The organism is Stenotrophomonas sp. HMWF023, from assembly GCF_003060985.1.
Taxonomy (GTDB): Bacteria; Pseudomonadota; Gammaproteobacteria; order Xanthomonadales; family Xanthomonadaceae; genus Stenotrophomonas; species Stenotrophomonas lactitubi.
Map to the genome: position 1 here is coordinate 8,347 of NZ_QAIJ01000276.1, position 6,691 is coordinate 15,037.

The window sequence follows — 6,691 nt, forward strand, 5'->3', positions numbered from 1 at the left end:
GCGCGTCGTCGTGCCGGCGCTGGCATCGGTGCCTTGCTTGCGCAGGCCCGCAATGCCTTTGCAGCGGGGCGGCTGGACGACGGCGACAGCAGCGCGTTGCCGTTGTTCCAGCGTGTGCTGGCGCTGCAACCGGACAACCTGCCAGCGCTGGAAGGCCGCGAGGATGCATTGAGCGACCTGCTGCAGCAGGCGCGCGCACAGGCCGCGCGCGGCGAACTGGCCACGGCGGCTGCGATCCTGCAGCGTGCACGCCAGTTCGATGCAGGTCATTCCGAGCTTCCTGCCAGCCAGGAAGCGCTGGCCCAGGCCGTCGACCAGCGGCTGCAGCAGGGCCAGCGTGCGCTCAAACGGCAGCAGCTTGAGACGGCCGCAGACAGTTTCCAGGCCGTGCTGGCGGTCACGTCCGATGATCCCACTGCACTGCGTGGGCGCGAGCAGACCGTGCAGGCATTGCTGGCGCGCAGCCAGAAGCGGGCGGATGACTTCCAGTTCGAGGCGGCCGACAAGGACGCTGCGCTGGCGGCAGGTATGGGCGCCTCGCAGGCGGCACAGCAGCAGCTGGCACAGCGCGTGCAGCGTGCGCGGCAGGCGCGTCAGTCATTGCAGCAGCCGGGCATCAGCACGGCCCAGCGTGAGCGCCAACTGCGTGATCGGCTGCGCCAGATCGACCGCGCCGAGCGTGCCGGACAGTGGATCAGCCCCCCCGGTCACAGCGCCTTCGATGCGCTGCGCGAAGCGCAGGCATTGGCGCCGCGCGACAGCCGGGTCAAGGCGGCGGCAGCGCGCCTGCTACCGGCCAGCAGGTCCTGCTTCGATGACAACCTGCGACAGAACCGGGTGCAGGCTGCGGGCGCCTGCCTGCAGGCCTGGCAGACGCTGGCGCCGACCGCCGCAGGATTGCCCGATGCGCGTTCGCGCCTGGCACAGCGCTGGCTGGCGATCGGCAGCGAACGGCTGGGACGCGGTGATGTGGAATTTGCCGCCTCGGCCGTGGAGCAGGTGCGGCGGCTGCAGCCGGATCTGGCCGAGCTTGCCGCGTTCGAGGACCGCCTGCGGCACGCAGGCGGCCACATCGACTAGTCGAAGAACACCCGCTGCACGGTTGCCGATGCGGCATCCAGCGAGAAATGCTCGGCCACGTTGGCCAGGCCAGCGGCGGCCAGCTGCTGCCACAGCACAGGGTCCTGGTACAGGCGGACCACCGCCTCGGCAAAGCCGGCTGCATCGTCGGCCACCAGCACATCCTGGCCGGCACGCAGGTGCATGCCTTCCACCGCGCAGGTGGTGCCGACCACGGGCTGGCCATGGGCCATGCTCAGGTTGATCTTGCCCTTCACGCCGGCGCCGAAACGCAGCGGCGCGATGGCGATGCGGGCACCTTCCATGTACGGAACGATGTCTTCAACGAAGCCATGCATCACCACACCCGGCTGGGTAGCGGCCAGGGCAAACAGCGTGTCCGGTGCACCGGCGCCGATGCAATGCAGGCGCACCTGCGGCAGCGCTGCGCGGATGTGCGGGAACACGTCGCCGATGAACCACTCCATCGCATCCAGGTTCGGCGGATGGCGGAAGCCACCGACGAACACCAGGTCGCGGCGCTGCGCGAACGGCGCGCCCACGCCGGCAACTTCATGCAGGTTGGAGATCAGCTCCACCCGCACCTGGGGTGCATCGGCCTGCAGCTGTTCGCGCTCGGCGGCGCTGACCAGTACGGTGATGTCGCACTGGTCCATCACTGCCAGTTCGCTGGCGCGGGTGCGTTCGGCGTTGCGCAGCAGGCCGGCATCGCCCGCCACTTCTGCACCACGGCGCTCGCGCAGGTAGTGCAGGTCGACGGTGTCGAACACGGTGCGGGCCTGCGGTGCATAGCGTTTGAGCAGCGGCAGGCATTCGTTGGCGACGTGGTGGCGCACCATCATCACCACGTTGAAGCGGGTGCCGTGGCTGCGCAGCCAGCCTGCAACACCGTCCAGGAAGGGCGTGTACCAGACTTCCACACCCATCCGCTGCAGGGCTTCGGTCGCCACGCCGCCGTGTTCGCGCCGGGTGGGCACGAACACCACGTGGGCGCCGCCCTGCAGCAGCAGGCGGATCAGGTTGACCTGCCGCAGCGAGCCGGAGTCGCGTTCCGGGCGCGGCACTTCCTCGTCGAGGATCAGCACCTGGCGACGGCCGCGCAGCAGCAGCGCCGGCGAGGGCACTTCGCCGACCTTCGGATGGGAGGCCAGTTCAGCGGCCCATCTGGCTGCGAAAACACCTTGGTTGCGTACCTGATAGGCTTTCACGCCGCTGCCGGTATCGGTGCCGTTGCTGGTGCCTTCATCGTGGATCACCCGGCTGGCCGGCTGCACCAGCACGCGCAGGCCCTGTGCACGCACGCGGAAGGCCAGGTCGGTGTCTTCGTAGTAGGCCGGCTTGTAGCGGGTGTCGAAGCCGCCCAGCTGCTGCCACAGTGCACGTGGCAACATCAGCGCGGCGCCGGAGCAGTAGTCGACGTCGCGCAGGCTGGCGAAGCGGGGATCATCGGCCGCTTCGAAGCGGCCGTAGCTCCAGCCACTGCCATCGCCGAAGATCACCCCGCCCGATTCCTGCAGGCGGCCGTCGGGATACAGCAGCTGGCTGCCGACCAGGCCGGCATCGGCGACGGTCGCAAAGGTGTCCAGCAATGCCTCCAGCCAGCCCGGTTGCGGCACCGTATCGTTGTTGAGCAGCACCACGTAACGACCGCGCGTGCGCGACACGCCGTCGTTGCAGGCCTCGATGAAGCCACCGTTGCGCTCGCGCACTTCGTAGCGCAGGCCGCTGATCTGCGGCATCCACTGCACCGTTGCGTCGCTGCTGCCGTCGTCCACCACGAGGATCTCGCAGGCCACCGACGGCGGGTGCGCGGCCAGGGCACGCAGGCAGGCCAGGGTGTGGTCGACGTGGTTGTAGACCGGAATGACGATGCTGACGTCCGGCGTATCGCTGGTCGGCACCGTGAAGGGAGCGAACGGCTGTGCCGGTGGCAGGTACAACGGTTTGCGCGGTGCTGGGACGGCGCGCTGGCTGTGCACGCGGATCCGCTGCCAGGTAGCCCGCCAGCCGCGCGTGCGCAGGCTGGCCAGGCTGCGGCGGGCCAGCCCGGTCAGGCGATTGATCAGGTAGCGGATTTCGGCCAGGGACATCGCCATCCGGGTGCAACTCCAGCTTAAGCAGGGGGACCGGGAGAATTCGCCTGCCGCAGCGGCTGGGGTAGACTCGCCAGACCCTACATTGTCGCATTCCCGTGCCCCGACGCTACGATTCAGACGATATCGACGATTTCGACGACGACGACCAGCAGGACACCGGTCCGCTCTGGCGCCGCCGGCTGATCACCTGGAGCATGGCTGCGGTCGCGTTGGGATTGGGTTTCCTGATCCCCTATACGCTGTACCTGAACCAACAGGTGACGCAACGTTTCGGTGAACTGCGCTGGCAGATCCCGACGCGCGTCTATGCACGCCCGCTGGTGCTGATGCCCGGCAAGGCGATGGATGCGGCGACCCTGAAGACCGAACTGGCCGCCTCGGCCTATCGCGATGATGGCCAGGGCAAGGAACCGGCAACCTATACGGTGCAGGGCGGCCGCTTCGTCATTTCCAGCCGCGGCTACAACGATGTCGACGGCCAGGTCGCCGCGCGTCGGGTCGAGCTGTCGCTGTCCGGCGGCAGCATTGCTTCGCTGCGCGACGCCGACAGCCGCAAGGCGCTGAAGGCGGCCCGCATGGACCCTGCACGCATCGCCACGCTGTATGGGCAGAAGCAGGAAGAGCGCCGCCTGATCCGCATGAACGAGGCCCCGGACCTGTTGGTCACTGGCCTGCAGGCGGTCGAGGACAAGGATTTCAACCGCCATCACGGCATCGATCTGTCCGGCATCGCGCGCGCGGTCTGGGTGACGGTCCGTTCCGGTGGGCAGAGCCGCCAGGGCGCTTCCACCCTGACCCAGCAGCTGGCCCGCAGCGGCCTGCTGGGAATCGGCAAGGAACAGACCTATACCCGCAAGTTCAACGAAGTGCTGTATGCGTTGATCATGGAAGCGCGCTATGACAAGCGCACCATCTTCGAGGCCTACCTCAACCAGGTGTATCTGGGCCAGCGCGGCAGCCAGGCGATCCACGGCATGTCCTCCGGTGCCGAGTTCTGGTTCGGCCGTGATCTCTCCTCGCTGGAAACCGAGCAGATCGCGCTGTTGATCGGCCTGGTCAAGGGGCCGTCCTACTACGACCCGCGGCGCAATCCCGAGCGTGCGCTGGACCGTCGCAACTTCGTGCTGGGCAAACTGCACGAGGCGACCCTGATTGATGATGCCGAGTACCAGCGGGCGTTGAAGGCGCCGCTGGGCGTGCCCAAGACCCCGGGCCTAGTGGCAGCCAACCGCTTCCCCGCCTACGTCGACCTGGTGCGTCGCCAGCTTGGCCACGACTATCCGGAATCCGCCCTGCAGGGCGCCGGCCTGAGCGTGATGAGCGGCATGTCGCCTTCCGCGCAGGCCTATGCCGAAGGCGCGGTCACGCGCACCATCAAATCGCTGGAAAGCAAGCGTCGCCCCGAGCTGCAGGCCGGTCTGGTGATGACCGACGTGCACAACGGCGACGTGGTGGCGGTGATCGGCAGCCGCGAAGTGTCCGAGGTCGGCTTCAACCGCGCCATCGAGGCGCAGCGCCCGGTCGGCTCTCTGCTCAAGCCGTTCGTGTACTTGCTGGCGCTCGCGCAGCCGGACCGCTATTCGCTGGCCAGCTGGGTCGACGATTCGCCGGTGACCGTGCAGCTCAGCCGCGGCCGCAACTGGAACCCCGGCAATGCGGACAACCGCAGCCATGGCACCGTGCGCCTGATCGACGCGCTGGCCCATTCCTACAACCAGGCCACGGTACGCGTGGGCATGCAGGTTGGCCCGGAGCGGGTGACCCAGTTGATCCATGTGCTGGCCGGCATCAAGGCCGAGCCGAATCCGGCGGTGATCCTCGGCTCGACTGACCAGAGCCCGTACGCGATGGCGCAGCTGTACCAGTTCCTGGCATCGGGCGGCGAGATCCAGCCGCTGCACGCGGTGCGTGGCGTCCTTGATCCGCAGGGCAAGCTGCTCAAGCGTTACGACAAGACGCCTGCACCGGCACAGGAAGGTGACTCCATCGCCGCCAACCTGATCAGCATCGGCCTGCAGCAGGTGGTGGCCAGTGGTACCGCGCAGCGCTTGAATGCCGATGGCCTGGGCCGCCTGCAGCCGGCGGGCAAGACCGGCACCACCAACGATGGCCGCGACAGCTGGTATGCCGGTTACACCGGCGATCACCTGGCAGTGATCTGGATGGGCAACGACCAGAACGAACAGGCGGGTCTGTACGGCGCCACCGGCGCGATGCGGGTGTGGTCGGGTATTTTCCAGCGCCTGCCGACCGCGCCGTTGAAGGTCAGCAACAAGGGCCTGGACTGGCAACCGGTTGCGGCGACCGGTACCAACAGCACCGATGAAGGCTGCCCGGGCGCGCGGCGATTCCCGTTCGTGGTGGGCTACGCGCCTGCTTACGAGCCGTGTGCACCGGCCGCCCTGCCGGACGCGCAGGGTGGTGCCGAAGGCGAGGGCGGCGGCTGGCGCAGCTGGTTCGGCCTTGACCGTAAACCGGAACCCGCCGCTGAACCTGCCGCAGCACCCGCTGCAGCGACTCCTCCCCCAAGCCGATGATGCCGATGACTATCCGTTCGCTGTTCCAGCCCCTGCTCCTGAGTGGCCTCGCCCTGGCCCTGGCGGCCTGCGTGAGCAGCGCGCCGCAGGTGGTCAAGCCGGTGGACACCACCACGCCCGCACAGCGACTGGCAGCCGTGGAAGCCGCCGCGGGCCCGGATGACAAGGAAGTGTCGGTGCAGCCACTGCGCGACTCGCAGGTTGAGGATCTGCGGCAGACGGCGCTGAGCCAGCGCCAGGCCAACGATCTGGCCGGCGCGGCCGGCAGCCTGGACCAGGCGTTGCAGATCGTGGCCGGTGATCCGTCGGTACTGCAGGAACGCGCGGAACTGGCGCTGCTGCAGGGCAAGTGGGCGGAGGCGGAAACGTTCGCGCGCAAGGCCGTGGACCTGGGTTCGAAGACGGGGCCGCTGTGCCGCCGGCACTGGGCCACGATCGAACAGGCGCGCCTGGCGCGGGGCGAGAAGGAGAATGCGGTGTCCGCACATGCGCAGTTGGAAGGCTGCACGGTGCCGGGGATCAAGCGGTACTGAGGTATTCCCCTCCATCGGGCGCTGCCCCCTCTGCGGCGGGCGGGCTGATGGTCTGACGTGGGTTGGCCGGGTGGATGGGCTGGGCAGGGGACGCTGCAAGTACGTCCATGTAAGCTCGGTCGCCGCATCCATGCGGCTCACGCCCCTGCCCAGCCCATCCACCCGGCCACGGACAGTTTCCTGCGGCCGCCGCAGGCAAGAACAAAATCAAAATCAAACGCGGGTCGCGCGCTGCGCGCACTCGCTGAGGGGTCGGATCCGTTTTCCGCAGGAAAACGGATCCGACCCCTTCTACTTTCCCCGTTACACCAACCGCTTCTGCTCCGCCTTTGCCTCCCGTCACCGGGAAACTGTCGAAGGCGGGGGGCTGGGGGGTTGCGGGGTGTCCGCGGCATGGATGCCGCGGCCAAGCCCCCATGGATGGGTTCACGGCGTCCCCGCAAAC

The 6,691-nt window shown here is 68.2% G+C and carries 4 protein-coding genes; 3 read left to right on the plus strand and 1 reads right to left on the minus strand.

What is annotated here, in order from left to right; all coding sequences use genetic code 11:
• A partial coding sequence (locus DBR20_RS15805; protein ID WP_258223390.1) for a hypothetical protein occupies nucleotides 1–1,080 on the plus strand: 1,080 nt, incomplete at its 5' end.
• On the opposite strand, the gene DBR20_RS15810 is transcribed toward DBR20_RS15805, so the two are convergent.
• Nucleotides 1,077–3,176: a glycosyltransferase gene (locus tag DBR20_RS15810; RefSeq protein ID WP_108266829.1), complete on the minus strand. Its 2,100-nt coding sequence runs from the start codon at nucleotides 3,174–3,176 to the stop codon at nucleotides 1,077–1,079. The genes DBR20_RS15805 and DBR20_RS15810 overlap by 4 nt on opposite strands.
• A gap of 95 nt (nucleotides 3,177–3,271) precedes the next feature.
• Here DBR20_RS15810 and mrcB point away from each other — a divergent pair, with 95 nt between their 5' ends.
• The gene (gene mrcB / locus DBR20_RS15815; RefSeq protein ID WP_108266830.1) at nucleotides 3,272–5,713 is read left to right on the plus strand and encodes a penicillin-binding protein 1B; all 2,442 of its coding nucleotides are present in this window, start codon (nucleotides 3,272–3,274) and stop codon (nucleotides 5,711–5,713) included.
• Nucleotides 5,710–6,246 carry a hypothetical protein gene (locus DBR20_RS15820; RefSeq protein ID WP_108266831.1) on the plus strand — a complete coding sequence of 179 codons (537 nt, stop codon included), beginning with the start codon at nucleotides 5,710–5,712 and terminating at the stop codon, nucleotides 6,244–6,246. Before mrcB ends, DBR20_RS15820 begins: the two co-directional genes overlap by 4 nt.
• The last annotated feature ends 445 nt before the right edge of the window (nucleotides 6,247–6,691 follow it).

What these genes read in the sequence shown, in the direction of transcription:
- DBR20_RS15810 (WP_108266829.1), bottom strand. Translation starts at nt 3,176, where the DNA reads ATGGCGATGTCCCTGGCCGAAATCCGCTACCTGATCAATCGCCTGACC.
- DBR20_RS15820 (WP_108266831.1), top strand. Translation starts at nt 5,710, where the DNA reads ATGATGCCGATGACTATCCGTTCGCTGTTCCAGCCCCTGCTCCTGAGT.